This is a genomic window from Leptospiraceae bacterium (assembly GCA_024233835.1).
Taxonomy (GTDB): Bacteria; Spirochaetota; Leptospiria; order Leptospirales; family Leptospiraceae; genus JACKPC01.
In genome coordinates this window covers 1,628,188-1,652,149 of record JACKPC010000001.1, presented here as the reverse complement: position 1 = coordinate 1,652,149, position 23,962 = coordinate 1,628,188, and the positions used below count along the sequence as shown (strand labels likewise).

The following is a 23,962-nucleotide window of genomic DNA, read 5'->3' as shown; positions in this document are numbered from 1 at the left end:
TAAATTACTTTCCACACAGTCTGTCAGAAGCCACAAGCGTAACGCGTCCATTAGTAAAAGGGGTGAGAGAACCCCACCCCGAAAAAAGAAAGTTTATCAGGCAGGCGCTGCCTGCTTTTCTTTGGCTTTTTGCTCCTTAAGGTAATACGCACCTCCGATAGCCGCACCGGCCAGAATAAGAAGTCCGATTCCCAGAAGCGGTCTGTAGAATATCCAGGCAATCGCAATCGTAAGGAAAGATAATCCGAATGCGAATAAACCGGCAAATAGACCGATTCCAATATCGAGAAAACTCCCGATAAACGGAACCACATCGGCAAGAGTAACCAGAGGATCGAAAACCATTTTAAGACCAAAAAACATCATCAAGAAACCAACCAGTCTCATAATCCAGGTTCTCATGGCGTTGCCTTCCTGGGCAGCCTGGAACATATCCTTGGCTGCTTTTTTGCCTTCGCTCAGCATGAGAATACTGGTTCCGGTTTTAGTTTTATAAGCCTCAAAACTTTTTCCTTTCTGTTGGGCCACAATCGATACTTCTTTTGGTTCTACGTATTCAAAAGAAATTTTTGTATCTCCCACCTGAGGATTGGCCGGATCCGAACCTATATAAATCGCTCCCTGATGGATTTTCGCTCTACCTTTAATAGAGAAAGGCAGGTTTTTCAGCTCAGCTTCTGTCAGGGTGATTTTTTTGCTTCCACCAATTTTAGAAATCAGGTCCGGACTCAGAACATAGGCACCGAGTTTGACTTCTTTCGCGGCATAAGTCTCGCCTGTATAGGGCATAGAAGCCGGGTTTGTGTGGTAAACACCTGTCTTTGTATCTTTTTTTACCCGGAAGCTTTTAGAATCTTTCAGAGTAGAAGACCATTCTTTTTTGTACGTATAGGTAGTGACGGTTTTTTTCTTTCCACCTAATTGTTTTTCTGATTTAGAAGATTTCTCTTCCACCCATTGATACATTTCTACGGAACGCACCAGTTTAATGGCACTTTTGGAAATTCCGAATGTAACATCTTTTAACATTTCGGAAGTTTCTGCTTTACCGCTCATGTGCACCAGTTTCCCTTCATTCGCTGACTCAAATTTACTTGAATCTACCGCTACTACGTTTCCGGCACCTTCCGAAAGTCCTCTGGCTATTTTTACCGCACAGCCTTCGTTCATCCATAATACAGGAAAGGAAACTATAAATAAGAGTGCTCCTGTTCCCACACTCTTAATCGATCCCATGAGTCTTTCACCCCAGGACTCGGTAGTAGTTTCCGTATAGGAACCACCTTCTTCACCTACTTCGTAATCATCTTCGGACATATATATCCCCCTTTTTTATATTCTGGCAACTTCTTTCTGCCTTGATCTATAACAAAAAAGTTGCAGCTTTTTTTTATGATTAATCTCATTTCCTGCCAAAGAACTGGCAAGAAATTTTTTTCCGAAGATGGTTTCTGTTTAAGATGTTCGAGTCCCACACCCTCCGAAAATCCTTTGGTTTGTAAGATTTTCTTAAATTCGGATTTTATTACTCTGTAAGTTCAAACACATTTCTACCTTGAAAAACATTTCTGTATCGATTTGAAAGGTTCCATTTAATTGGGTTTTGCAAATATTATGGATAGTAGTTAAACCTAGACCGAACTGTAAAGTATTGCCGGAATTTTTAAAGGTCATATTATTTAGTTCTTCATAGGTAAGTAGTATTTGATCATTACCTAAAAATTTAAAAATGATATTTACGTCACCACAATTGCTTTGACCGTATCCGTGCTGATAAGTGTTAGCGATTAATTCACTGAGGATAATACCGATGGGAATGGCAGCGTCAATGCTGATAGAAATATTAGGAATTTCTTTATGAAAGCTTATTTGCCCATCAGGATAACTGAGATCTATTTTTTCAACGAGAGTATTTACATAGGTTATCAAGTTGATTCTCGAAAAATTTTGGGAACTATAGAGCATCTGGTGAACTATAGCCATGGAATAAATTTTATTCACGATTTTTTTCAGTTCATTCTGCAATTCACTTTCTTCAAACTGCAAACTCTTCAAAGAAAGCCAGGAAATGATAATCTGCATATTATTCTTGGTTCGATGATATAATTCTTTAATCAGCAGATCTTTTTCCTTCAGGGAATTTTCTATGATCTTTTCATAACCTATAGTTTGTATCTGGTAACTAAGGGAATAGAAGAGAAGCACCGTAGATAGAGGATAAATACTGATAACCGGAATGGTTAGAGTTTTTACAATAACAATAGCTATTTCTTTGGGAAAAGTAATGTAAAATTCAAAGAGCATAACAAGATTTACAAAATAAGCAAAAATAATCAGGCTAAATAGATTTCTGGTTTTTTCTTTCTTTTGGAATAATAGTACAAGTAAAATTCCTAAAACCGTTGCCGTAACAGAAACAACCATCCCTGTAAAGGCTCCGGTTCCGCCGAGGTAATATCTATATCCTACTGTAATGCCAAGACTTAGAAGAGAACCCTGAATCCCACTAAAAAGTGGAGCGAGGCTAAGAATAATGGTTCTACCGTCAAAAATCACTCCATTCGAAAATTGATAGGAATTATGCATTCCAATACAGGTAATAATTCCGAATAAAATACCGGATAATATTTTAAAAATATGACTTTGCTCCTGGTAACGCTTATAGATAAGGGTATGAATAAGAACCAGGGAAATTAACAGGGTTATATTATTTAATAATTTTAAAAATGCCACATCTAACTACACAGTTTTTTTATTAGGATTCAAGCAAATCCCTGATGATTTACCTGCGATAAAAAACACTCCCGGCTTTAATAATATATTTTGATGCAATAAATGAATGTAAAAATAATCAACTAAAATTAAAATAAATACAAACCCTCCTTTTTTTCCGGGAAGCAAGCCATTCACCGATTGCTCGACTGAAATAAAAAACAATCCCGGTTTTTATATTAATAAATTGATTTTTATAAGCAAAAAGAAATCCTTAATCCGTAATTTCGGTATGAGAATAATAGTATTTTTTACATTTTTTTTATTCACGGCAGCTCTGTATCCGAGAGATCTTTCTATTCGGGATGTCTATATTCCGGATTCGAATTTCCGGTATTCAGAACCACAGGATATATTCATCCGTTCAGGAAAGATTCATTCTTTTCAGGATATCCCCGAAAAGCGAAAAAACAGGAAGAATTACAAAGCTCAGTACCTGTTTCCCTCATTCTGTGACGCTTATGTAAACCTCGGCTCAGACGGACTCGGAGGACAAAACGGGAGAAGAGAGGTCTATGCGGCCCTTCGTTCCTTTTTAGAGCATGGTTTTACCCATATCCTTTCTGTAGCTGATGGCCCCTGGATTCGAGAAATCCAGGGGCTTGCGGAAAAAGGCAAAATTCTTTCTCCGGAAATTCAAATTGCTCCCCGTCCTATTGTTCCCCATAATTCAGAAACGAAATCTCTTCCTTTAGAATTATACTTCAGAGCCGAAACAAAAAAGGCATTTTACTCAGAGTTAAAAAAACAAATCCATTCCGATAGCGGGGGAGTTCATCTATTTCAGAGATTTTCTTCTCCTTCTCATTTCCAGGCCGGGGGAATTGAGCTCTATAGGGCACAAAAAATGAGTTCAAGAGCCGGGAAGATTCTTTCCGTCTATGCTTTTGGAGATAGGATTGCCATTCTGAATGCGCTTCGCTCCGGTATATCCTATATACACGGACCCATCCCCTTAAGTATTCTCAATAGGACTTCAAAGTTTAAGCTGCAAAATATTCATAATGCACCTAATTTCTATTCTTACTATATCCTCGCTAACCGGGGAAATAAAGACGCTTTAGATTACCTGCTTTCCTATATGCAGAAAAAAAGTCCCTTCTTCAAGAAAAACTACTACCCTTCTCTCTCCTCTATCACACCTTATCTTCAGCAGAATCCGGAAGAAGAACAAAAGGCCAAAGAAGAATATACCTCTTACAGGAATTTTTTTGAGGAAAATTTATCCTTACAAAAAAACATGATATTATCCAGCGGTTCTGGAGGTTTTTTTGCTTTTCCCGGCATTGCAGGGCTCATGGAATTAAAAAACATAGCCAGTCTTACGGGTTATAGCAGGGATTTTTGGAGAATTCCCACTAAAAACACCTGTTCCTATCTGAAAACGGAGTATAAAGGCAGGATACAGATTAGAGAAGAAGCCAGTTTCCTTCTTCTTGATGCAAATCCTTTAGAAGATCCGGATAGTATTTTTCGGGTAAAACAGGTTATAAGAAAAGGGAAAATTTTAATCCGTCATCGTTGAGGCCATATATGGAAGATAAAAGAAAGCAGTATTTTGAGAAATTACTGGATGAAAGTTTCAAAAAGCGTAAAGCTATTGAACCGGGTGCACCTTACACTGCGAAAGTCAGTTCAATTAAAGATGAATATATTTTTATTAATATCGAAGGAGAAAATCTCGCAGGAATTGTTAGTTCTCTTGAGTTTATTCATGATTCAAAAAGACCCGAACTCGGAGACAGTCTGAATGTCTTTTTTTTACGGGAATCTCACGGAGATTACTACTTCACTTCCTGCATTGCAGAAGAAGAAGTGAACTGGGATTTATTAGAATTGGCCGCAGAAAATGAAATCCCGGTATGGGCCCAGTTTAAAGCTGAAATCAATGGGGGTTTTGAGGTGAAAATCGGAGAATTTACCGGATTCTGTCCTCATTCCCAGGTTTCACAGGAACTGAAAGGGGCTGAGCTTCTGTCTTCTTATCATAAATTCATAGTGAATGAAATTCAGAAAAAAAATAACCGCCTGATTTTCTCACAAAAACGTATCTCTGACCGAGCCAAAGAACTAAAAAGAGAAATGTTACGAGAAGAACTTGAGGTGGGGCATTTCGTTAGCTGTCGAGTAAAGTCTATCCATAAATTCGGTCTCATAGTAGACATGAATGGTCTGGATGCCCTGGTCCCTACAAGTGAAGCCAGCTTTAAACCCAAAGTAGATTTAGAAAAGGAATTCCAGGTAGGACAAAACCTGAGAGGTAAAATTTTATCTTTGGATTGGGAGACAAACAAGATTTCCTTAAGCATTAAGGACTCCTTGAAAGACCCCTGGGCCAGCTCGGTTCCCTTTAAAGAAGGAGATATTGTAAAGGCAAGGGTAGAATCCATAAAACCTTTTGGAATTTTTATCCGTCTGAATGAAAACTTTCATGCCCTGGTACCCAATAAGGAAAGTGGGTTTGATTCCAGAACTCCGCTCGCCGCTCACTTCAATAAAGGAGATGAGCTGGATGTTTTTATCATGGAAGTAAACCCGGAAAAACGGCAAATTTCGGCCTCTATTCATAGGGCAAAAGAAGCTAAAGAAAAAATGGAATACCAGGATTATCTAAATAAGCAAGAAAGCTCCGGCTCAATGAGCAGTTTCGGACTCCTCCTGCAAAAGTCTCTCGATAAGTCCAAACCAAAAAAATGAAACTACATATTGCCCTTTACCGGCCTGAGATTCCTCCGAATACAGGGAATATTGCCAGGCTCTGTGTGGGGGCAAATCTCCCCCTGCATATTGTAGGTAAACCGGCTTTTGATCTTTCCGAGAAAGCCGTTCGAAGGGCGGGGCTGGATTACTGGAAACACCTAAAACTTTTTACCCACGAAAGTTTTGAAGAGTTTCGGAATAGCTTGCCGAAAGCTTCCGTGCTATATTTGGTTTCCAAATTTGGAAAGACGCTTTATACAAAGCCCGAATATAAGGAAGGGGACATACTCTTCTTTGGAAATGAAACCTCCGGAGTTCCGAAAGAAATACACGAGGCAATTGATGAAACAAATAAGATTTATCTTCCTATGCCCGGAGAAGTAAGAAGTTTAAACCTGAGTAATGCCGTAGCTATCGTAGCTTTTGAGGCTCTGCGGCAAATCGAATACTGGTGAAAAGATACTCCTCGATAAAGGCATTAGTAATCTAACTTACAATTACAGGTCTATTATTTCAAAAATAATCTTCATCATACCAGATAAAGTATGAGTATATAGTAATACCCTCAATAACTTCCGGCTCTTCAAATATAAATTTACCTTCTTTATTTTTTTCGAAAAGATTAAAAATGTAGCAACAGAAGAAATACTCAGCGAACCTCCAAATCATTCTCCTGTATAAAAAACTCTATGAAACCTTATTAAAAAAATTATACTTGCTCTTTTCTTTGACCGGACATAAAATACCTGTTATAGTATAAGTCTAACTTTTACATGATAAATGAAAAAAATTTTTGATACAAAAGTTCAAAGAATTTTGGCACTCGGCGGCTTATTCTTCTTTATTATAAAATTTTTAAGTTCCCAAAGTGGAGAGAATAGAATCGTCTCTGAACAAAAGGCAGAAAATTTTACTGCGTTTATCCTGATTTCCACAGCCATTTTAGCTTTTCTGACCCTTATCTACAATTTTCTTTCTGTAAGAAGAGAAAAGAGAAACCCGGACAAAACAGAATTTAAAGAAATCAAAAAACGAGACAGAATACGTGATATTTTAGGAGAGGATAAATGAATGTAAACCGGAATTAAAAAAAATCTGCCGTTATGCGAATTTGTAAATAAAATATTGACTAATTCAAAAAAAGTTGTAGTCTCATCTGCTATTATGAGACAAAAAAGCGTAGCTAAAACACTGATCCATTTTATCCTCGCAACCGCAAGCCTCGTCTGTCTTTTTCTGGCAGCCGGCTCGGAATGGTTAACCTACCTCTGGTGGGGCATTTTTTCCGCCTGGTTATTGGTTATGGTTTATTTTTTTCGAGAACTTAAAAAACCGGTCGGTGGCTCTTTAAAAAATCCTTGAAGGAAAAAAAACTTTTGATTTTTATAAAATCGCCGATATAACGGTATAGGGAAAAGCTATGTTTGAAGATACATATTTTATGAAAACACAGGATCTTCTTCAAAGAGGCATGAACAATGCCATGGTAAGAAGAAAAGTTATTTCGGACAATATTGCCAATGCAGACGTTCCTCATTTCAAAAGAAGTGATGTGTCCTTTGAAGCCAATCTCCAGAGGGCCCTTGATTCTGAGAAAGTGGAAGCCGAAAAAGCCGTTCCAACCAAAATAACTAACGAAAAGCATATGGATTTCTTCAAACCCCTGAACTATAAGGATGTAAAACCCAAAGTTCAGATCGATTATTTAACCACTATGAGAGCCGATGGTAACAATGTTGACATCGAGAAAGAAGTGGTTACCGCAGCAGAAAATCAAATGGCTTATAGCATGATGGCCGAAAGAGTCAATCAGAATTACAGACTTTTAAACATTGTAATGCGCCTCGCCTAAGGAGTTAAAGAGTGGGTTTATTTTCATCTATTAACGTTTCAGCAACCGGTCTTTCCGCACAAAGACTTCGGATGGATGTTATTTCCAATAATATATCCAATGCCACAACCACCCGCAATACGAATGGCGATGGTCCCTATCGTCGTCAAAGAGTTATCATGTCTCCTATTAACCTGAAAACACGCTGGAACAGTCCTGTTTTTCCTTTTGGTCTAAACCCTGGCGACGGAGAGGGTGTGAAAGTCATGAAAATTGAGAAAGACATGAGTCCTCTCAGGCTGGTTTATGACCCAAGTCATCCCGATGCCATTCAAATCGGACAGAAAAAAGGCTATGTCGAACTTCCCAATGTAAACATCGTTACCGAAATGACCGACATGATTTCAGCATCCCGTTCCTATGAAGCGAATATACAAATGATAAACGGTTCCAGGGCCATGTTCAATAAAGCTATGGAAATCGGAAGAGCCTGAGGAGTAAAGAATGAGTCCCATTTCAAACCAAAATCCCTTTCCTTTGTCCCCTAAAGGTGACAGCATTTCTGTTAATCAAACGAATTCCTTACATTACAAAGATACGAAACAGGCCGAATCTCCGGATAATATTTCGGAAAGCTTTGCAACTACTCTTTTTAAAGCTTTAGAAAAAGTGAACGATCAACAGGTAGAAGCTGATAAGCTAACTCAGCAATTAGTAACAAATCCTAACAGTGTGGATGCCCATGAAGTTATGATCGCTTCCGAAAAAGCCAGAATTGCCCTCACCTTTACTAAAACCCTGGCAGATGGCGTAGTCCGAGCCTATAGAGAACTTACCTCCCTCAGATAGTGAAACTGCGCTTTCTACTGAAAGCGCTTTAAAGAGTCATTTCTTCTCTGTTCTAAAATCCTTAGCTGTTCGTTGGTTCCATCTAAAACTTTTTTAAACTTCCCGTCTTTATCCTCTTCTCCTCCTTCTTCCTGCAATTCGATCAGGTATTTGACAATCTGAAGTCTATCCTGAAAAGTCTTAGCCTGGGAATCGTAGAATTGATTCACTTCTTCCCTGGAAGCGGTTGCATTATTAACTTTTGCTGTGATTTCTCTGAGCCTGGCTGCTTCCTGTGCTTTGGCTTCTTTTTGTTCCGGAGTCACTCTTCTGGGTATCAGTTCATTTCCGAGCATTTTTTTGGCCAGTTCTTCAAATTGCTTCATCGCAGATTCACTGTATGGCTGCCCGGTCTGTGGGTTAATAGGTATTTCCCCCTGTGCCATATAATGTTCTTCTTTGCCCTCATCTTCAAACTTCAGGTTTCCGGATTTATAGAAATCAGACTCAAAAACAGATTCACCGGAGTTTTTTACAATTCCGTTTTCATCCACTTCTCTTTTGCTGCCTCCGGAGTTTAAAAGAGAAACCAGGTCGGAGCCAGATTCTGTTTTTGACTTTTTCGAATCATTGGTTAGTTTTGTTTCACTGCTGAATAAAAAATAAAAAACCACGATAAAACTGAGAATAATCCCGGAATATATCATTTTTTTCTTACTGTTTTCTTGCATATATACCTCTTTTTTTAGACTTCCTTTCTATCTATCTGTTTTTAAACCAGTATACGGTTAAAATAGAAATTAAAATCTTTTGCAATTTCATAACTTTTCAATAGATTTACTGAAGCATTTTTTACCTTAAGTTCATCACTTGAGATTTCTTTCATCAGGATATAACTTTTAAATCTGAGAAGCTCAATAGCAGGATGTTCTTTAGAAAAGCCTTTCGGAGCCGTTTTTACCCTTTCTCCTTCAAGTTCTCCAAATTCCGTTTTGAGCTTTTTCTCCAGAAGAATTTTTTGGAGAATTTCCGGCTTTTCTGCAATAGCCGTTCGAATCTTCCATAACTCAGGTGCAGGTGGTTGATAAACTCCTGCAGCTATAAAAGATTTTTCCGGTTCGAGATGCAAGTAATAGCCGGCTGAACTTGTTTTTTTGCCTCCCCCTTTCATAAAAGCTCCAAAATTAGTTTTATACGGGGTTTTGTCTTTTGAAAATCTTGTATCCTTATAAATTCTAAAAATACAGTCCTTAGCTCTAACACCTTTCAATGTCGGATCAAAATTCTCAATTCCGGCGATTAACACCTCTGTAAATTCAGAAAAGTCCTGATAGGATTTCCGAAACTCTTCTTTATTTTCCTCAAACCAGGTTTTATGATTATTCTTCTTAAGCTCAGTTAAAAAATTTAAAATTCTATCTGTTTGCATACAGACTTTAGTTCCATAAATACTCTATTGTCTTGCAAGAAAAAACTCCGGTACTGAAAGGATTTTTTCATAGTCAGTTTAAAAAGGGAAAAAAATTCTTGATAATTTTATTTTAGTAAATAAATTATTTATCTTATTAATCGATGATAGCCGGAATAATGCAGATGAGTCGAAGAGAAAAAAGAAAAGAGCCTGAAAAGCAGGAGTACTTCGCGGTTAAATTCTACGGTCCCAACACTGAAGATATTCCGGAAGATTATCCCTGGAAAGTCTATAAGTTAAAAGATGGAGCCTTACCCTACGAGGGTTATGAAGAAATTGATAGGGATGAGCTAATACAGTTAATGACCCTTCATTCTTCTTTTCGAGAACGGCTAATACAAAAAAAGAAGTTAATTGATACCAAGAAAAAGAAATTAATGGATCTAAAAAGTTTTGTAAATCAGCTCGGGGAAACAGTAGGTCTGGACTCCTATCCGGAAAGCATCCAAAAATCCTTTACCGCCAAGGTAATTGAGGCTGAAGAATACCTCAGCTTAAAGCGGGATAAAACCGATTGTTATATCCTTTTCGAGGAAGCAAAAGAAGCCTATAATGTAGTTAATCCCAGTGATCTACAGATGGTACAACTCTGTGAAAAAGTGATTTCCAAATCCAATGGAGATACTACCCGTGCCGGTTTTAAAAAATTGATCGGTAGAATCTCGGGTCGATATTCCAGGCTGGTAAATCGAATCGAAGAAATGGAAGATATTGACGAAGTAAAACGTTTCCCTATTAAATCCAGTTTCAAGGATATTATCGAAATGATTGAAGAAGACGGAGGAAAAACTTCTCTATAAATTGGACAATCCTACAAAAAAATCGGAAGTATTTCTTTTTTGGCGGCTGAGCCATCCCTGACTTGCTTTCTATCCATTTTTATTAAATGCCGATTATTGCTTGCATTTCCAAAAGAAACTTTAGATTCTGCAAATAGCTTCCCTTACATGAAAATAGAAACAATATATAAGCATTTTCTCTTAAGTCCGGTGAGTCATCTCCCGCTTGTTGATGAAGATGGCAAGTTTATAGGCCTTATTTCAAAAGAAAAAGTCATGATGGACATGGCGGATCTATCTCTACAGGGTCTGGAGTTTGAAAAAGTTCCGGAGCATTTTATAGATTTCAGTTTCAATGAAAGTCTTATTTACTACTTCCAAAATAACAGAACTATCCCGGTTTTAAATGTTTTCTCGGAAAAGGTAGGCTCCTGGGAAAAACCCCGTTTTTTAGCAGAAATATCATCCCTGAGTAAGGAACTTCCGGAAGAAGTAGAAGAAAAAGAACCGGAAGAAGAGACAAAACCGGAAGAAAAGGTAATTCCGGATTCCCGACAAACGATTTATAAATATATAGAGATTATCCTCGAAAATTTTCCGGATCCCCTCTTTTCCACCGATAAAGAGGGCAAAACAACCTTCTTTAATGAAAATTTTGAAAAAAAAATCTTATCTATCTCCTTTTTCAAAGATTCTATTTCCATGGCAGAAAGATATTTTAAAGAACTGAACCGGGATATGATTTCTCACTTTCTAAAAGAAAGAGATGCCGACGAGAAAATTGGCATGCAGCTTCCTCCTATCCAGGCAATGGTAAAAAATCTTGGAAAAATCGTACGGATTATTACTTTAAAATCTGAAAAAAAAGTAATAGGCTTTCTGTATCATTTCATCGAACCCCAAAACCAGTTTATTCGTTCGGGAAACTATACCTCCATACCTTCTGCCGAGCAGGCCTTTGCGATGAAGACACCTTTAGAGAAAATTCTTCAGGAAATAGAATGCAGCTACATCTATAATACCTTAAAACAAAATAAAATGAATATTTCCCATACAGCTTCCCAGCTCGGAATTCCTCGTTCTACCTTACAAAATAAAATCAAGCAACTGGAAATCCTCGAAAAATATGATATTAAAATGGAAGAACCCATCCCCAGAAAGCGCTCCAACAGGAGGGAGGAAGATTTTGAGGATTTTTTTGAAAAAAATATTGACAACGACGAATATATATTAGATGAAGAATTTAATAGCCTGCCTTACTCTTTTTATGATAAGGAGGACGGTGAGCCACAAGTTGAAGATTTCCTGGAGAAACCTTCCAATTCTGATGAATTTCAAAATCCTGAACCGGTAAGAAATATTAATAAAACAGGAAACCAGAAGTCACAAGCTGGAAAAGGCCAATCCATGGGTTCCAAAGCAAAAAAGAATAAGAAAAAATGAAGTGATAGAGTGTTTACTCTTAAAATTAATCTCGCTTCTTAAAACCCAAATCTAATAGAATAAATCAAAATAAAGCAGTAATAATATGGCAACATATAGAAGAAAAGAGGATACTTCTGCTCAGGAAGCAAATCCAGAATTAGATTCTTCACCTGAACAAGAAAACTCAGGTGGTAGTTCAAACTATAGTAATAACGGCCCCTCTAATAATAACGGAAGAACCGGAAACCGGAAACGGAAAAAAAATTATGATGGACCGACCCCGCCTCCGATCGATTTGACGGTTCTTAAACGAAAATCCATAGCAGAACTTTCAGAGTTAGCTACTTCTTTAAACGTAGAAAATGTCAACGGCTTAAAGAAACAGAATCTCATTTTTGCAATTTTACAAAATCAGACTGAGAGGGATGGACAGGTACATGCTTCCGGTGTAATGGAAAAACTACCGGATGGGTACGGTTTTTTACGTTCCCCCGATTACAATTACGTTCCGGGACCCGATGATATTTATGTTTCTCCCTCCCAAATCAAGCTTTTTGGCCTGAGAACCGGGGATACAGTAGAAGGGCAGATTCGTCCTCCGAAAGATTCGGAAAGATTTTTTGCAATGCTAAGGGTTGAGTCGGTAAATGGTTTCGGACCTGAAGTAGCTAATAAACGTTCTTTATTTGATAACCTTACTCCACTCTATCCCAATGAGAAATTAGCTTTGGAATATCATCCGACTCATATTGATACCCGGATTCTGGATCTGATGACTCCAATTGGAAAAGGTCAGAGAGGTCTTATTGTTGCCCCTCCAAGAACCGGAAAAACAGTTTTAATGCAGAGTATAGCCAATGCTATCACCTGTAATCACCCGGAAATCTATCTGATCGTGCTTTTAATCGATGAACGACCGGAAGAAGTAACGGATATGGCAAGAAACGTAAAAGGGGAAGTGGTAAGTTCAACATTTGATGAACCTGCCCAGAGACACGTACAGGTAGCCGAAATGGTTCTGGAAAAGGCCAAACGTCTTGTGGAACACGGAAGAGACGTAGTGATACTTTTAGACTCTATAACAAGGCTTGCAAGAGCTTATAACCAGGTGATTCCTACTTCCGGTAAAATTCTTTCAGGTGGAGTTGACTCCAACGCTCTGCATAAACCCAAGCGTTTCTTTGGAGCTGCCAGAAATATCGAAGAAGGTGGTTCTCTTACCATCCTGGCTACTGCCCTTATTGATACCGGTTCCAAAATGGATGAGGTTATTTTTGAAGAATTTAAGGGAACGGGTAATATGGAAGTTCACCTTGATAGAAAACTATCAGATAAGCGGATCTTTCCATCCATTGATATTAATAAGTCAGGAACTCGTAAGGAAGAACTTCTTTTGCCTACAGATGTTATTCAAAAAGTATTTGTGCTTAGAAAAGTACTTGCCCCAATGAGTATCACGGAAAGCATGGAACTTCTACTCGATAAAATCAGGGCAACAAAAACTAACGAAGCATTCCTGGCGAGCATGAATTCTAATTGAGGTGAACAATAAATGAAACAGGGAATACATCCAGATTATAAACTAGCAAAAATAAAATGCTCCTGCGGTGCTGTTTTCGAAACAAGATCTACCAGAGGAGACCATAACATTGAAATTTGCTCCAACTGCCACCCTTTCTTTACCGGCAAGGCAAAAGTTGTAGATACAGCAGGAAGGGTTGAGAAGTTCAAACGTAAGTATAAAATGAAATAATAATTGTTTTGTTTATGCTTGCAGAATAAGAACCGACAGAGCTTCAGAGCGACTGTCGGTTTTTTTTTAAAATCATTCTAAAAAATTTTATACTATCCACAATAGCTTTCATGATAATAGGTCTAAAAACAGATGGACTTCGAAAAATATAAAGAAATAAATGATAAACGACTAAACTATAGGGAAATGGAAGACGCTACCGTAGTTTCCAATTACAGGAATACAGGCTGTGGAGATGGTTATCGAATTTATCTAAAAATTGATAAAGAAACAGGCCTTATAACAGATGCCAGTTACACAACTACCGGTTGCGGTTTTGGAATCACAGCCCTGGCCATGACAACAGAAATTGCCCGAAATAAGACAATCGAAGAAGCTAAAAGGCTAACCGAGGCCGATGTAGAGAAACTTTTCGAATTTCCTGAAAGGCGAAAGAACTACCCTCAGTCAGCGATAGCAGCATTAAAGAAAGCGATTGAAGACTATGAAAATCAAACAGGACTCCCACCGGAAAAAAGGGTGACAAGAAAAAAAGCCCTCGAAATCCTTAAAGAAAAAGGTAGTTTAGCCGGAGAAGAATTAGCGAGTATAATCCTAGAAAAAGAAAACATGGATAAGGTTGATTTTTCCAATGCAAATCTGCATAATGCTTTTTTACAGAATGCCAGTTTTGTTGGAGCGAATTTCTCCGGAGCGAATCTCAGGGGTGCTTTTTTAAATGATGCCGATCTCCAGAATGCAAATTTTAGGGGAGCGGATCTCAGATGGGCCAAATTAAGTGGTGCAAAGATTGATGGAGCCGATTTTTCCGGAGCCATTTATGATATAGGCACAAGACTTGACAGTAAACAGGTTCATATATATAAGGAGATGGTAAAAGCAGGAAAAGAATTGTACATGAAAAAGGAGTAGTTTTGAAAACGGGAGAACAGGTAAGACTTGTAAAAAAAACCTTCATGCAGGCGGGAGTATTTATACTTACAAATTCTATCGTTGAAATAGCAGAAGTACATGAGGGTATCTATGATGTCATTTACTATGATAAAGAAGGTCATTCACATCTTGTAAAAAACCTACGAGAAAGTGATCTCCAGCCGATATAGATTTCAAATGCTATTTATTCCTGAAAAAAAAGAATCTCATTTAATCCTAAAAATTCAAAAGGATATCATGATGGATAATTCTAAAAATTTCCTGGTCGAATTTGAAAGAATTTTAAATAATAATCCGGGAATAAAAGTTCTAAGTTTTGATTTCGGAAATGTACAATTTATGGATTCATCCGGAATTGGATCTCTCATCCGGGCGGCTTCCATCGCCAAGTCTAACTGCCACGAGATTGTGGTTTTCAATCTAAACAAATCCCTTTATTCTGTTTTTAAATTATCGGGAATTCATAATATGATGTCTTTACTTACCAAAAGTGAATTTAATGATAAATATCCTAATATAAGTGATGCCTAATGATGAAATTTATTTCTAACCTACTCATTTTTTTATTGTTCCTTTTTTTTATAAATTGTCAGCCCGGGTTTCATAACAGGGAACGAATTTATCGTGATCAAAATGTAGCTATCTACACTCTTACTATCGAAGATATTGAACATAATAGTTTTTTACCTTCTGCATTTCAGCATCCTATAAAATTAGAACATACGAAACTGGAAAATTTGCTTAAAAAAATAAGAATTTTAAGTCGCTCCAGTATTATAGATATACAAAATAATTTATTCCATCCCAGAAATTTAAAATTTATTGGAGAAAAAATTTCAATCAGTCTTGGCAATTTAAAACCGGACGAAGTTCTCCTTGTTGTAAGTCAGTACGATGACATTCATTCTGTCCTCTCGAATCCAACACGAAATACTTTTTTTATCTGGAAAGATAAAGATGGTTATAATTTTGTTTTTGGTGATGTAAAGCATGAAATAGATAGAGACCTTGTGGAAGATGCAAGAGAATGGACCCGAATCGATCCCATTTCTTTGACTACCATGAACCATAAAGATTTAATTCTTAAAGAGGAGTTTTTTGAGTTCAAAAAAATTAACGGGTATAAAAATAGAAGATGGATTATTGTGAAAGAATCCTATGTAAATGAATTACCCGGAGATGATGAAAGTGATGAAGGTTTAATCGAGCAAAAAAGTGATTCGGAAACAACAGGAATTACTTCCGAAAAAAAGGACTCTCCTGCGAAAGAAAAACAACCGGACTCGAAAACTGAAGAAAAACCGAGTTCAGATCAGGAAGAATAATACGATTATTTTATAAATAATTTTAATGGAGTTTTTTGAAAAACTGAGTTACTCTTATACAGAACTCGGTATTTCCCTCTCAATCCTTTTAATCATTCATGAGCTTATCAACTACTCCCAAAAAAGAGAAGTTGGAGTACATTTCTATATTGCAATATTCGCCCTTATTGTACAAATAAGAATTTATTCAAGTTTACTTTTTGAATCAAGTATCCTGTCTCTATTTTCCGGTTTCAGCCTCTTTATGATAGTAGGAGTCGGACCGATGCAATACCTCTTAAGTCTAAAAATGTTCGGACTTTACAAAAATAAAGACCTGCTAATCCACTCTCAAATTATAATACTCTACTTTATTTTTGAATTGTTCTTATTCGTATTCATCGGGACCGAGTTTTACACATCCGAAAATTATCTTACTTATCGTATTATGATTATAATTGTAAATTGTATCATTTACTCCAATTATTACATCCGAAATCGCCAACTTCACAGAGAACTTAAAGAAAAGTATGAAATTAATTATAGCAATATTGTTTATTTATTCAATTTAAACTTTCCGATTTCTTTCCTTTTGGGTAATCTCTGTTTATTTAGAAATTCAAAGCTTTCGCTTCTTGTATTAAGTTTCTATTTAACATCCGGAGGATTGTCAGTCATTCTATATCTTTTACGGTACCCGGATTTTTTTAATGCACTTTCTTACGAGGTTTTACAGAAGAAATATGAAAAAACAAAACTACCTGATGAAAACCTGCAGGAGATTAAAAAGCTTTTAGAAGAACTGATGCAGAATAAGAAACTTTATAAGGATGAGGATTTACGAATAGATGATATTGCTAATAAACTCATGATAAATAGAAATCAGCTTTCCCGTGTTTTGAATGAGCATTATAATAAAAACTTTTTTCAATTTCTAAATCACTATCGTATACAGGAAGCCAAACACTTATTGGTATATTCACCTCAAATGTCTATTTTGGATATTGTTTTCGAGGTAGGCTTTAAGAGTAAATCTTCCTTTTATAAGAATTTTCAAGAAGCCACCGGAAAATCCCCAAAAGCCTATAGAGAAAATCCGATGGGTAAGGAAATGTAAAAAAGTCTAGGATATTTTCGCTCTCTTTCTCATAACCGGATCCAGTATTTTTTTACGCAAGCGTAAGGATTTAGGAGTAACTTCTAAAAGCTCATCTGAATCCAAAAACTCAATTGCCTGCTCCAGGGAAAGACGACGGGGGGGAATTAAACGAATAGCTTCATCGGCACCGGAAGAACGGACGTTTGTAAGTTTTTTCTCACGAACAGGGTTCACTTCCATATCATTTTCTCTTGAATTTTCTCCAATGATCATTCCCGGATAAACCGCCTGAACCGGATCAATGAATAAAGTCCCTCTTTCCTGGATTTTCCAGAGAGCATAGGCTGTTGAATCACCTGAGTCCATAGAAATAAGAGCCCCGTTTTTTCTACCCGGAACTTCTCCCCGATATGGCCCGTACTCATGAAAGCGACTTGTCATTACTCCTTCGCCCCTGGTTTCGGTGATAAAGAATCCTCTAAAGCCAATCAAACCTCTGGTGGGAATATAATATTCTACACGGGTCATTCCGGAAGGATTCGCGTGCATGGCATGAAGATCGCCTTTCCGGCGATTTAACTCGGCAATTATAGAACCGGTAAATTGATCGGGCATGTCCATTACAAGGACTTCAATGGGTTCCAATTTTTCTCCATTAGGCCCCTGCCTAACAATTACCTCAGGACGGGAAACCTGTAATTCATAACCTTCCCGACGCATAGTTTCAATTAATATGGAAAGATGAAGCTCTCCTCTTCCCATGACCTTAAAGCGGTCTTTATCTTCGGTCTCGGTCATTCTCATGGCCACATTGGTCTGAAGTTCTCGCTCCAGTCTTTCTTTCAGATTTCTTGTGGTTACGAATTTACCTTCTTTGCCGGCAAAGGGAGAATTATTCACCAGGAAGAACATAGACACAGTTGGTTCATCTACACTGATAGCTGGTAAAGGAAGAGGTTTACCCAGGTCACAGACCGTATCTCCGATAAATAGCTCAGGAATACCGGCGATAGCCACAATATCACCCGCTTCGGCTGATTCCACTTCCTCTCGCTTTAAACCTTCGAAATTATACAATCTAGAGATTCTATGGTTAGAAACCTGGCCTTTGGTTTTGACCAGAGTCACATCTTTACTTCGGGTTAATTTCCCCTGGTAAATTTTACCTACAGCAATTCGACCCACATAATCGTTATAGTCGAGAGTAGTGACCTGAAATTGTAGAGGACCATCCACATTTCCTTTTGAAACAGGTACATGTTGAAGTATCAGGTCAAGAAGGGGTTGCATATTCTGTCCGGGAGCATCTTCTGCATGCTTTACAGCCCAACCTAATTTGGCAGAAGTAAAGATAATCGGAAAATCCATCTGCTCATCATTCGCTTCGAGATCATGAAAGAGATCGAAAACCTTATTTACTACCTCATTCGGATGACTACCTTCCCTGTCGACTTTATTCACAACGAGGATGGGTCTGTGGCCTAATTGAAGAGATTTATCCAGTACAAAACGTGTCTGGGGCATAGGACCATCAAAAGCATCAACCAGTAATAAACAGGAGTCAGCCATCTTCAAAACCCGCTCTACTTCGCCTCCAAAGTCAGCGTGCCCGGGAGTATCGATAATGTTTACTTTCGTATTCTTATGATAAACAGCAGTATTCTTAGCGACTATGGTGATTCCCCTTTCTTGTTCGAGGTCATTCGAATCCATAATCCGTTCTTTGGACTCCTTGCTGGTAACTGCACCGGTCTCTTTCAGGATACAATCTAACAGGGTAGTCTTTCCGTGGTCAACGTGAGCGATAATACAAATGTTGCGTATTTCCATTCTAATAAAAATCCAATATGACCAGTAATTTTTAAACAAGTTTCTTGTCTATTTATTCATTGACTTTAAAGGGTAAAAAAAAAATGCTGTATTCTACTCTAATAGCAGGGAAAGACATGTACGCAATAATCAAGGTAGGAAATCAACAGTTTAGAGTTGAACAGGATTTAGAATTTGTAAGCCAGAGAACCGGTAGAGAAGTAGGTTCCGAGTTTGAAACTCCGGCTCTTCTTTTTGCTGAAGGTAATAAGATCAATGTTGGAACTCCTGAACTGAAAGATGTAAAAGTAAAACTTCAGGTTCTTGAGGATTTCAGAGGAACCAAGATAAAAGGTTTCAAATACAAAAAAAGAAAAAATTATCATAAATCCTGGGGACATAGACAGGAACTTCAAAAACTTAAAGTAGTTTCTATCTCTAATTGATTGAGATCCAGGTAGAATTTAGAGACCTAAATTATAGCAGTTTTCAAGTAAGTGGCCATGCCCCCGGGCAAAAAGGAAATAATGTCCTCTGTTCGGCGGTCTCTGCCTTAAGCCAGTCTCTCTTCTTTTTTCTTGAGTTAAAGGGAAGGGTAAAAGAAAAGAAGATACAGGAAGGTTTTTTGTATTTCTCTGTTTTTGTAGAGGAAGTCGAACTGGTGAAAAACGCATTTGAACAGGCTCTTTGCGGTCTTCAAAACCTGGAGAAACAATTTCCCGAAGAGATACAGATATATATTAAAAGTTATAATACAAATTAAAGGAGAAAAAAATGGCTCACAAGAAAGGTGGCGGTTCATCTAAAAACGGTAGAGATTCAGAGTCGAAGCGACTCGGGTTAAAAAGATCCGGTGGACAAACGGTTAAAGCCGGCAATATCCTCGTTCGTCAAAGAGGAACTAAGTTCAAAGCCGGAAATAATGTAGGTATGGGAAAGGATCACACTCTTTTTGCCCTTGTTGATGGAGTTATGACTTTCGAATTCATCAATAAAATAAAAAAGAAAATTTCTGTTTATCCTCAGACAAAAGAATCTTAAACCTTTATAAATCTTCTTCAGGAGGGCGCGACACCGCCCTCTCCATTATTAAACATCTTCTTTTAACGAAAAATCTTTTTCCAGTTCCCTTTCCAGTTCATCTTCCATAACTTTTTTTAAAGTTTGATGAAGAAATGGTGGAATGGATAATTCCTGTATATCTTCTGAATCGTCTATGGTAAGCTCGTCTTCCAGGTCTTTATAGCTGTCGATGTTGTAAACCTGAGTTATTTTTTGAAATATATTACGAATATCACTTGATTCGATTTTCATCTGCCTTCGTCCTTTTTGAAGCATCTCTCATTTCTTTATATATAGACTGCTTTAGTTTTTAATTTACGAAATTTCTTTTTAGAAATGCAAAAGTACTTTCTTTTTTTTTAAATAAAAATAGAATTAAATCATGATTAGTAAAAAACTTATTTCCATATTCCATTTAGCTATTCTATTTCTATTTATTACTACATCCACGTTTGCCGGGACCCAGAATGAAAACAAGGTTTCAGGTTTTTTTGAGAAAATTAAATCTGATCCAAATTCCCTTCGGCTTTTCTTTGCTAAAATGCCCAAAGGAGGTGATTTGCACCATCACCTCAGTGGTTCCGTTTATGCGGAGACTTATCTGGATCTGGCTTATCGCAAAAACCTATACGTGGATATAGATGAATTTATCCTGCAAAAGAGTATCGCTGAAGACGAGCTGGGCAAAAAAAGAACCCTTCTGGTTAAGGATGCTCTTAAGCTTTTTGGAATGCGGGATAAACTAATTGATTCCTGGTCCATTCGAAACTTTCATCCGGGTAAAGATTCTTCTCATAAGCATTTTTTCAGTACTTTTTTTCGCTTTTCAGCCGGTTACATGGGGAATGAAGCTGAAATTCTTGCTATTTTAGATAACAGGGCCACCCAGGAAAATGTTCAGTATCTGGAAACCATGATTAACCTGCCGAGAGAGCAGTCCGAAACGGAACGTATTTCAGAATCCTTCAAATGGGAAAACCCGGAAGAACCCCAGGCTGATTTTGAAAAACTCTATAAACTTTTTCATTCATCCGGTTTAAGTTCTATTGTCAGCAAGGCAAATGAAAGAGTTGAACGTTTTGATAAGAATCGTATAAAAGTTTGCCAGAAGCGTAATTTTAAGTGTAATACCCTGATTCGTTATAAGACTTTCGGCCTGCGTTTTTTAGATAAAACCAAAGTTTTTGCTCAATTAGTTCTGGCGTATGAAATTGCAAAAACCAACCCTCTGGTAGTAGGAGTGAATTTTGTGGCTCCGGAAGACAATTATCATGCCTTAAGAGATTATGAACTACACATGCAGATGTTTCAATTTCTAAATAAGAAGTATCCGGAAATAAACCTTTCTCTTCATGCCGGAGAATTAAATCTTGAGCTGGTAAAACCGGAGGAATTACTCTGTCATATTGAAAAAGCTGTTAAAATGGCCGGGGCAAAAAGAATCGGCCACGGAGTTTCAATTATTTACGAACCAAATTACCAGAAAACAATTGAATACATGAGTGATAAGAAAGTAGCCGTCGAGGTTCCCCTGACTTCGAATGAATTTATTCTGGGAGTAAAAGGTAGAGCTCACCCTTTCATGATCTACTATCAGAATGATGTGCCTATTGTACTTTCCACTGACGATGCCGGTGTATTCAGAACTGATTTGACCCAGCAATTTGTAATTGCCGCTCACCGATACAGGAGAGTGAACTATGAAGGTATTAAGAAATTCGTATATAATAGTATAGAGTATAGTTTTCTGGATAAGCAGGATAAAAAGAACCTGAGAGATCTACTGGATAAAAAATTCAGGGAATTTGAAGCGAATACGGTGACAGAAAATAAACTATAAAAACCTGAGACCCGCCTTCCTCCTTTTTGCACCCACGACCTAAGTCGTGGGCCTATAAGCTAACCTGGAAGTTCCAAGCTTCCTGAATACAAATGTAAATCAACGATATCCTTCTTTCCCTCCCCTACCTGCTTCCAGGATTGTATTAGCTTTTTGCAATTTTCAATTTGAATACTGTAATATTCGATGAGTTCCGATTTGGTTTTATGTAATTTCCATTGTTCCTTTAAATGTTTCAGCTTACCATTCAAATAACTTAAATTAAACTTTATCCATTTAAAGAAATCAGACTTGCGGTTCCTCTTCATTTCCTGAAGTCCTTCCAGGTAAGACTCAAGCATTTCCTGAATTTTCACATTATGTCTCTTTAAACGACCGCTGGAATATACAAAATGTTCCGGCTTTAAGCTCTTTTTTTCTTCTTGATTTTTTTGAATTGTATCCTTTATATCACGTAAAATGATTTGAAGGGTCTTATCAATTTGGTACATAACAACAAACCTCCGGAGAGTAATTTTATGAGATTTTTTTTCTATGTATTTCTATTACTAAAAATCACTATGATTCTAAATCCTGTCAAGATTTTTGCCTACGATTTCTCTGAAAAAGAAATAAAAGTGAAGAATTCAGATATACTTATTTCCTGGATAGTAGACAAAAATAGCTTTCCCGAATACTGGCAAAACCGGGAAATTAATCCGCAGGCAGAAAGTCTGAAAAAAAAGTATTTTAAAAATACCCTGTCGGTAATTGAAAAAGCTATTTCTAAATATCCGGCTTCGTTTCTTAATAAAAATTTGAAAAAAGTATATGTATTTCATAGTTTAAAATTCTACGGCATAAGTTATGGAGGAAGTAATAGCCGAGCCAGAGTGTATCTCACCAGTGCCGGAAGAAGTAGTGGCTATACCGATGAGTATATAGAAATGAGCTTTCATCACGAACTTTCCAGCATCTTACTTCGTAATCACAAAACTCAATTCTCAGAAGATAAATGGAAAGCCTGCAACGAACCTTCTTTCCAATACGGAAAAGGTGGAGTAAATGCCATTAAAGAAAATAAAGCTTCCCTATCCGGTGCCGAGAAATACTATCAAAAAGGTTTTTTGAATCAATACGGGAAGTCTGCCCTCGAAGAAGACTTTAATACCTACGCAGGTGAATATTTTGTAAATCAGGATTCTTTAGAAGAATTAGCAAAGTCTTATCCTACAATTCAATGCAAATTAAGCATTTTAAAAAATTTTTATAAGGATATTATTAAATAACTTTATTCTAAATTACTTTTGTATCTCTGTCTGAATTTTTCTAACTTGGGCTGAATGACATAAGCACAATAGCCCTGTCCGGGGTGTGTATTATAATAATCCTGGTGATACCCTTCTGCTTCATAAAAAGTCTCAAAGGATTTTATTTCCGTAACAAGAGGCCTGGAAAATTCACCGGATTTATCTAACTGTTCTTTTACACTTCTTGCTTTTACATTTTGTTCTTCTGTAAGAGTGATGATAATAGAACGATACTGAGTCCCCACATCATTCCCCTGGCGATTCAAAGAACAGGGATCGTGGACATGAAAAAATATATCCAGAAGCTTTTCGTAAGAAATAAGATTTGGTTCAAAATGAATTTCACAAACTTCTACATGTCCCGTTGTCCCGGTACAAACTTCTTCGTAGGAAGGATTTTTAAGCTGTCCGCCACTATAACCCGAAATTACTTTTTTTACTCCCTTGAGTTCTAAAAAGATTGCTTCAATACACCAAAAGCAACCTCCTCCTAAAATAGCTTTTTCCAGTTTCTACCTCCGATTATTTCTTAGACCTGAATAAGTTCTATAAAGAAAATTTTTTTAGCTTTTCGCGGATTTTAAGTCCCGCCTATTTTTTTAAAGCTTCTATCGGCATTTAACATATAGGTTCCAAGATAAATGTGAGGAGGTTTTCCCCATTCTTCTTTTGAAAGTAAGGAAAAGTATTTATCTCCATTGTCTTTTACATACAGGTGAATGGCCTGACCCACTTTCTTTTCAAAATTGCATTTTACTCGATGAAGTTCTAAGTCCAATTCTGCCTGTTCTAAGATTTGCTTAGCTTCGTCCTGTAGATTTCGAATTTGTTTTGCTATTAATTCCAGTCTTGAATTTACACTGGTCTGAATCACCATATCTGCACTCTCAATTTCTCTGGCTCTGTCTACAAGCCGTATAGGTGGATCGAGGGTGCGAGTAGGATAAGGAAGGCTGTGCTTGTTTTCTACTACGGGTTCTTTTTTGTTGTGGCGATTTGTATTTTCGTTTTCCTTCATAATTTCAAAAAATAATCTTTTCGCTCTGGCTTCAAGTAAAAGACTTTTT

General features: G+C 37.3%; 31 protein-coding genes. 22 read left to right on the top strand and 9 right to left on the bottom strand.

The genetic code is table 11. The features are described 5' to 3' along the window. Positions 1–96: 96 nt before the first annotated feature. Positions 97–1,317, bottom strand: coding sequence for a TMEM43 family protein (locus H7A25_07500; GenBank protein ID MCP5499730.1), 1,221 nt, complete (start codon positions 1,315–1,317; stop codon positions 97–99). Positions 1,318–1,509: 192 nt separating this feature from the next. Beyond that, positions 1,510–2,733, bottom strand: a complete 1,224-nt coding sequence (locus H7A25_07495) for a hypothetical protein (GenBank protein MCP5499729.1) — start codon at positions 2,731–2,733, stop codon at positions 1,510–1,512. 271 nt (positions 2,734–3,004) lie between these two features. Here H7A25_07495 and H7A25_07490 point away from each other — a divergent pair, with 271 nt between their 5' ends. From H7A25_07490 to fliE, 8 genes are all read left to right on the top strand, one after another. Beyond that, complete coding sequence (locus H7A25_07490) at positions 3,005–4,297, top strand: hypothetical protein (GenBank protein ID MCP5499728.1); 1,293 nt, start codon at positions 3,005–3,007, stop codon at positions 4,295–4,297. An 8-nt stretch (positions 4,298–4,305) separates the two neighbouring features. Next, positions 4,306–5,469 (top strand): S1 RNA-binding domain-containing protein, encoded by a 1,164-nt coding sequence (locus tag H7A25_07485; GenBank protein MCP5499727.1) that lies wholly within the window; start codon positions 4,306–4,308, stop codon positions 5,467–5,469. Further along, complete coding sequence (locus H7A25_07480) at positions 5,466–5,927, top strand: tRNA (cytidine(34)-2'-O)-methyltransferase (protein MCP5499726.1); 462 nt, start codon at positions 5,466–5,468, stop codon at positions 5,925–5,927. Before H7A25_07485 ends, H7A25_07480 begins: the two co-directional genes overlap by 4 nt. A 325-nt stretch (positions 5,928–6,252) precedes the next feature. Beyond that, positions 6,253–6,543: a hypothetical protein gene (locus H7A25_07475; GenBank protein ID MCP5499725.1), complete on the top strand. Its 291-nt coding sequence runs from the start codon at positions 6,253–6,255 to the stop codon at positions 6,541–6,543. A gap of 93 nt (positions 6,544–6,636) precedes the next feature. Continuing rightward, positions 6,637–6,834 (top strand): hypothetical protein, encoded by a 198-nt coding sequence (locus H7A25_07470; protein MCP5499724.1) that lies wholly within the window; start codon positions 6,637–6,639, stop codon positions 6,832–6,834. Between the two features lie 58 nt (positions 6,835–6,892). Next, entirely contained in the window at positions 6,893–7,324 is a 432-nt protein-coding gene (gene flgB / locus H7A25_07465) for a flagellar basal body rod protein FlgB (GenBank protein MCP5499723.1), read from the top strand. Between the two features lie 11 nt (positions 7,325–7,335). Continuing rightward, positions 7,336–7,797: a flagellar basal body rod protein FlgC gene (gene flgC / locus H7A25_07460; protein MCP5499722.1), complete on the top strand. Its 462-nt coding sequence runs from the start codon at positions 7,336–7,338 to the stop codon at positions 7,795–7,797. 10 nt (positions 7,798–7,807) lie between these two features. After that, positions 7,808–8,152: a flagellar hook-basal body complex protein FliE gene (gene fliE / locus H7A25_07455; protein ID MCP5499721.1), complete on the top strand. Its 345-nt coding sequence runs from the start codon at positions 7,808–7,810 to the stop codon at positions 8,150–8,152. A gap of 14 nt (positions 8,153–8,166) precedes the next feature. On the opposite strand, the gene H7A25_07450 is transcribed toward fliE, so the two are convergent. Both H7A25_07450 and H7A25_07445 read right to left on the bottom strand, forming a co-directional pair. Beyond that, entirely contained in the window at positions 8,167–8,862 is a 696-nt protein-coding gene (locus H7A25_07450) for a hypothetical protein (protein ID MCP5499720.1), read from the bottom strand. Positions 8,863–8,903: 41 nt separating this feature from the next. Next, positions 8,904–9,560, bottom strand: coding sequence for a DUF2461 domain-containing protein (locus H7A25_07445; protein ID MCP5499719.1), 657 nt, complete (start codon positions 9,558–9,560; stop codon positions 8,904–8,906). Positions 9,561–9,724: 164 nt separating this feature from the next. On the opposite strand from H7A25_07445, the gene H7A25_07440 reads away from it, so the two are divergent. The 9 genes from H7A25_07440 to H7A25_07400 all read left to right on the top strand — a co-directional run bounded on the left by H7A25_07440 (position 9,725) and on the right by H7A25_07400 (position 16,913). Next, positions 9,725–10,402, top strand: coding sequence for a hypothetical protein (locus H7A25_07440; protein MCP5499718.1), 678 nt, complete (start codon positions 9,725–9,727; stop codon positions 10,400–10,402). Positions 10,403–10,549: 147 nt separating this feature from the next. After that, positions 10,550–11,824, top strand: coding sequence for a transcriptional regulator (locus tag H7A25_07435; GenBank protein MCP5499717.1), 1,275 nt, complete (start codon positions 10,550–10,552; stop codon positions 11,822–11,824). An 85-nt stretch (positions 11,825–11,909) separates the two neighbouring features. Then, on the top strand, positions 11,910–13,346 hold the full coding sequence (rho, locus tag H7A25_07430; GenBank protein MCP5499716.1) for a transcription termination factor Rho: 1,437 nt from the start codon (positions 11,910–11,912) through the stop codon (positions 13,344–13,346). A 12-nt stretch (positions 13,347–13,358) separates the two neighbouring features. After that, on the top strand, positions 13,359–13,559 hold the full coding sequence (gene rpmE / locus H7A25_07425; protein ID MCP5499715.1) for a 50S ribosomal protein L31: 201 nt from the start codon (positions 13,359–13,361) through the stop codon (positions 13,557–13,559). Between the two features lie 132 nt (positions 13,560–13,691). Continuing rightward, positions 13,692–14,471: an iron-sulfur cluster assembly scaffold protein gene (locus H7A25_07420; GenBank protein ID MCP5499714.1), complete on the top strand. Its 780-nt coding sequence runs from the start codon at positions 13,692–13,694 to the stop codon at positions 14,469–14,471. Between the two features lie 2 nt (positions 14,472–14,473). Continuing rightward, the gene (locus H7A25_07415; protein MCP5499713.1) at positions 14,474–14,662 is read left to right on the top strand and encodes a hypothetical protein; all 189 of its coding nucleotides are present in this window, start codon (positions 14,474–14,476) and stop codon (positions 14,660–14,662) included. Positions 14,663–14,669: 7 nt separating this feature from the next. Next, positions 14,670–15,023: an STAS domain-containing protein gene (locus H7A25_07410; GenBank protein ID MCP5499712.1), complete on the top strand. Its 354-nt coding sequence runs from the start codon at positions 14,670–14,672 to the stop codon at positions 15,021–15,023. Beyond that, complete coding sequence (locus tag H7A25_07405) at positions 15,023–15,817, top strand: hypothetical protein (protein ID MCP5499711.1); 795 nt, start codon at positions 15,023–15,025, stop codon at positions 15,815–15,817. Before H7A25_07410 ends, H7A25_07405 begins: the two co-directional genes overlap by 1 nt. A gap of 25 nt (positions 15,818–15,842) precedes the next feature. Then, on the top strand, positions 15,843–16,913 hold the full coding sequence (locus H7A25_07400) for an AraC family transcriptional regulator (GenBank protein MCP5499710.1): 1,071 nt from the start codon (positions 15,843–15,845) through the stop codon (positions 16,911–16,913). A 6-nt stretch (positions 16,914–16,919) separates the two neighbouring features. Here H7A25_07400 and typA read toward each other — a convergent pair whose 3' ends face one another. After that, on the bottom strand, positions 16,920–18,725 hold the full coding sequence (gene typA / locus H7A25_07395; protein ID MCP5499709.1) for a translational GTPase TypA: 1,806 nt from the start codon (positions 18,723–18,725) through the stop codon (positions 16,920–16,922). A 116-nt stretch (positions 18,726–18,841) separates the two neighbouring features. On the opposite strand from typA, the gene rplU reads away from it, so the two are divergent. Genes rplU through rpmA form a run of 3 tightly spaced genes read left to right on the top strand, consistent with a single transcriptional unit; the run spans position 18,842 to position 19,745 of the window. Then, positions 18,842–19,150, top strand: coding sequence for a 50S ribosomal protein L21 (gene rplU / locus H7A25_07390; GenBank protein ID MCP5499708.1), 309 nt, complete (start codon positions 18,842–18,844; stop codon positions 19,148–19,150). Next, positions 19,147–19,467: a ribosomal-processing cysteine protease Prp gene (locus H7A25_07385; GenBank protein MCP5499707.1), complete on the top strand. Its 321-nt coding sequence runs from the start codon at positions 19,147–19,149 to the stop codon at positions 19,465–19,467. The genes rplU and H7A25_07385 overlap by 4 nt, the downstream gene beginning before the upstream one ends. An 11-nt stretch (positions 19,468–19,478) precedes the next feature. Then, complete coding sequence (gene rpmA, locus H7A25_07380) at positions 19,479–19,745, top strand: 50S ribosomal protein L27 (protein MCP5499706.1); 267 nt, start codon at positions 19,479–19,481, stop codon at positions 19,743–19,745. 48 nt (positions 19,746–19,793) lie between these two features. Here rpmA and H7A25_07375 read toward each other — a convergent pair whose 3' ends face one another. Beyond that, entirely contained in the window at positions 19,794–20,018 is a 225-nt protein-coding gene (locus H7A25_07375; protein MCP5499705.1) for a hypothetical protein, read from the bottom strand. Between the two features lie 130 nt (positions 20,019–20,148). On the opposite strand from H7A25_07375, the gene H7A25_07370 reads away from it, so the two are divergent. Then, a complete protein-coding gene (locus tag H7A25_07370; protein ID MCP5499704.1) occupies positions 20,149–21,606 on the top strand; it encodes an adenosine deaminase in 1,458 nt (485 codons plus the stop codon). Between the two features lie 59 nt (positions 21,607–21,665). Here the strand turns inward: H7A25_07370 and H7A25_07365 are convergent, their stop codons facing one another. Then, a complete protein-coding gene (locus tag H7A25_07365) occupies positions 21,666–22,097 on the bottom strand; it encodes a hypothetical protein (protein ID MCP5499703.1) in 432 nt (143 codons plus the stop codon). Positions 22,098–22,124: 27 nt separating this feature from the next. Here H7A25_07365 and H7A25_07360 point away from each other — a divergent pair, with 27 nt between their 5' ends. Then, on the top strand, positions 22,125–22,874 hold the full coding sequence (locus H7A25_07360) for a hypothetical protein (protein MCP5499702.1): 750 nt from the start codon (positions 22,125–22,127) through the stop codon (positions 22,872–22,874). Positions 22,875–22,876: 2 nt separating this feature from the next. Here the strand turns inward: H7A25_07360 and msrA are convergent, their stop codons facing one another. Beyond that, a complete protein-coding gene (gene msrA, locus H7A25_07355) occupies positions 22,877–23,404 on the bottom strand; it encodes a peptide-methionine (S)-S-oxide reductase MsrA (protein MCP5499701.1) in 528 nt (175 codons plus the stop codon). Between the two features lie 71 nt (positions 23,405–23,475). After that, positions 23,476–23,913 carry a DUF2452 domain-containing protein gene (locus H7A25_07350; protein MCP5499700.1) on the bottom strand — a complete coding sequence of 146 codons (438 nt, stop codon included), beginning with the start codon at positions 23,911–23,913 and terminating at the stop codon, positions 23,476–23,478. Positions 23,914–23,962 lie beyond the last annotated feature (49 nt).